At 46.0% G+C, this 3,026-nt stretch carries 2 protein-coding genes and 1 pseudogene; 1 reads left to right on the top strand and 2 read right to left on the bottom strand.

Annotation, left to right across the window (positions count from 1 at the left end):
* Positions 1-133: 133 nt before the first annotated feature.
* Positions 134-280 (top strand): annotated as a pseudogene (locus tag FE781_RS18255) (HNH endonuclease); the annotation flags it as partial.
* A 578-nt stretch (positions 281-858) separates the two neighbouring features.
* Here FE781_RS18255 and FE781_RS17205 read toward each other — a convergent pair.
* Both FE781_RS17205 and FE781_RS17665 read right to left on the bottom strand, forming a co-directional pair.
* Positions 859-2,325 carry an IS5 family transposase gene (locus FE781_RS17205; protein WP_138790834.1) on the bottom strand — a complete coding sequence of 489 codons (1,467 nt, stop codon included), beginning with the start codon at positions 2,323-2,325 and terminating at the stop codon, positions 859-861.
* A gap of 474 nt (positions 2,326-2,799) precedes the next feature.
* Positions 2,800-3,026 (bottom strand): hypothetical protein (locus FE781_RS17665; protein WP_211346399.1); only part of this gene is annotated, 227 nt, incomplete at its 5' end.

The raw sequence follows: 3,026 nt of genomic DNA, 5'->3' as shown, positions 1-3,026 counted from the left end.
CTATAGAAGCCACGGTTTGATCCTCCTTCTAAAGTAGAGTCGCGTCACTTTAGTAGAAATCATACCGTGGCTTCCCTTGTCAAGAAGCTCGGCGCAATTTTACACCACTACTTGAGACTATAACGATTGCGAGGTTGATCACATCATCCCTTATTCAGTAGGAGGGCCTACCGATATTGAAAATGCTCAATTACTTCACAAATATTGCAATCGATACAAAGGAGATAAAGTAATCGAGAACATAATGGAAGATTTTATTGATGATAGCGACGATATATAAATAAGCAGTCAATAAAGAAAAAGAACACCAAAATTGGTGCTCTCTTAGTAATTATGGAGGTGAACTTACATTGTTAAAAACCCTGTCGGTTAAAAGTCAATCAGGAAAAGGCATTCCAATACATAACTAAATGCGAGGCAACGGGGCAATTAATGTCCCTTTTAACGTCTTACTCCGGGCTATTAGAGCAGGTACTAATTTAGCGCTTCTAACGCCTGTTCAGACTCAGACTTGCTGTAGAAAACATAATGTACAGGTACATCCTTCGCAGAGTATGTTCGCCAACTAATATTAACCTTCCCGTCGTTCACCGAGCTGACCAAACCAAATTCTACATTTAACCGTGGACTTATGTACCAAACAATATCTGCTACTTTATACACAGCATTCACTCCAATCGAAAATGATAATATCAGGCTCACATTATCGACAAATTTGTGAACATTTTTCAAAAACCTAAAAATACCCCATGTTTCCCGGTATATATTATATATAGAGAGACTTTTGCATGTAACACATTACACGGCTTTGGATCATCACGTCTCCTGATAATTAGGGCTTGCTGAACATTTCGATAATCATGCCAATCGAGGTTGACACAACAGATTTAATAACAACCTGAAAAACGGCAAAAAGAGAACCCGCAGCTTACGTTCGAGGTTCATCACCAGAAGTTGAAGGGCAATCACCGTTTCGCTGGTCTCACGAAGACGTGCTCGTATACGCCCCAGACCATAGGAGCGTTTGGCTTCTCCAAATTTTCCTTCAATTGCATTTCGACATGATGCGTCCTTCTTGGCCAAGGTCTGGTCACGATCATCCTCTTTCTTCGGACGACCCAAGCTCGGACCGCTGAGCCTGATGCCATGTTCCTTGCAATACCGAAGGTTCTCCCGATTTCGGTAGATTTGATCGGCCAGAATCGCCTCCGGATAACAACCGTGACGTTCGACGTACGCTTCGACAGCTGATTTCAAGGTGATGCTCTCATTGAAGTTGTCCCAAGACAGCTGTTCCATTCGTGCGTAGCCATCGACCAAACTGATTGCCAGTTTTGCTCCGAATTCGACCGGCGCGTTCACTTTGCCGCGCACGATCGGACGGACATGTGGCTGAGACAGGCTGACAATGCGATCTTCAACCGTATGAGTTCGATTGACGTACATCAGCTGCTGTTGGCGATACAATTCAGCAATTACAAGTAGCTGCCGGTATTGCTTGGCATTCAGACGCTCCAGGCCGCTTTTTTCGGCAAGCATATCGATGATTCGAAGGTTACGAGAGACATAACGAAGCTGCTGGCCGATTGCTTTGCGAATCTGTTTTGCACCTGCCCTGCGTTTCTTGGCGATCTCGAGATACCGTTTGCGGGCAGTGTTCCGGTACGTTCTTGGTTTCTGCGCTTCACCAACAAAGGGTTCATGCAGTACATCGATGATCTCCTCAAGTTTCTCTCGCGCTTCGTTCAGCAATTTCAAATCCGTTGGATACGAAATGTCTGCCGGGGCGCATGTGGCATCGAGCATGAGTGTGCCGTTGTTTTTCGATTGTTCGTTGTCTGGCTGGCCGGTTCTGTCATCGCCATTCCGGCCTCCCGTTGGCCGGTTCGAACCATCGTCATCCTGATTCTGCTTGTTGTCAGCTTCTTCTTCCAAGATCCAGTCGTTGACTTGCTGGATAACATCTGCGCCCAATCGTTTGCGGAAATGCGTCATAAGCGAATGGTGGAACGGCGGCTCGTCCTGAAACTGGGGCAAACCGAGAAAGTATTGATAATACGGATTTTCAGTGATCTGTTGTACGGTTTCCCGATCATCGAGCTGCATACGCTCCTGAATGTACAGAGCACCCAAAGCCATGCGAACAGATAGAGGAACTTGGCCACGCATTGATTGCTTGAAAGACTTCGCGTACTTTTCTTCTGCGCGCCACCAGGGGATCATGGCTGCGAGTTGGACCCATCGATTGTCCTTATTCAATTTTCCGCCGAATGGCAAGAAGAAATCTTCGAATAGTTGAGGTTGGCTTTCGGTTCTACGATACATGGCATACGCTCCAAGTGCACGAATTATGAAGGAAAACGTACATTTTCCTTGCATATTAATTCGACCCGAAAGCCATGAAAACCTTGTTAAATCTGAGAAAATTTATTATTCAGCAAGCCCTAAAATAAATATTATCTTTTACAAATGTATTATTCAAGGTAACCGTATTTTTTGGGAATATGCCATGAAAGGTTTAGGGGCAAGTGGAAAATCACCGGAAATGGCTAAACCGCCCTACGGAAAGGACCACTTGTGGGTGAATTAGTGGGGCCGCCGCGAGTGCGAAAGCCGGCGAATTGAGGTTCACGAAAGAGAAAATATGTCCCGGGTTATAATCCCCCCACCTTGTGCCGCGACGGAAATACATCTTCGCTTCCTGTCAGCCAAGCGTGGTTATATGGCCCTTCAATCGGCCTAGTAGGACATTACAGATTCCGGCATGCGGTCTTTATCTGTCCAGAGCAACGAAGCATGTTACAGCATTTTCATATGGATCATTACCTGCAATTCGCGCAAGTATTCGTTTTGAACCCGAGCCTCCTCCACTAGATGCCGTATGATATAATAAGACATATTAGACCCCCATGCCGCTAATGCGGCACCAGCAGATGATGAAAATGGGCGAATGCGGTACAATATTCCTGCGGCTGGTGGAGGGAGGTCGTTGTTTCTTGGTGCTGCGAGCCCGACTCTTAGACGGA

Origin of the sequence: Paenibacillus thermoaerophilus, assembly GCF_005938195.1 — a bacterium.
GTDB lineage: Bacteria > Bacillota > Bacilli > Paenibacillales > Reconciliibacillaceae > Paenibacillus_W > Paenibacillus_W thermoaerophilus.
This window is presented reverse-complemented; position numbering and strand designations above follow the sequence as displayed.

Coding starts and splice junctions, on each gene's coding strand:
- FE781_RS17205 (WP_138790834.1), bottom strand. CDS start 2,325: ATGTATCGTAGAACCGAAAGCCAACCTCAACTATTCGAAGATTTCTTC.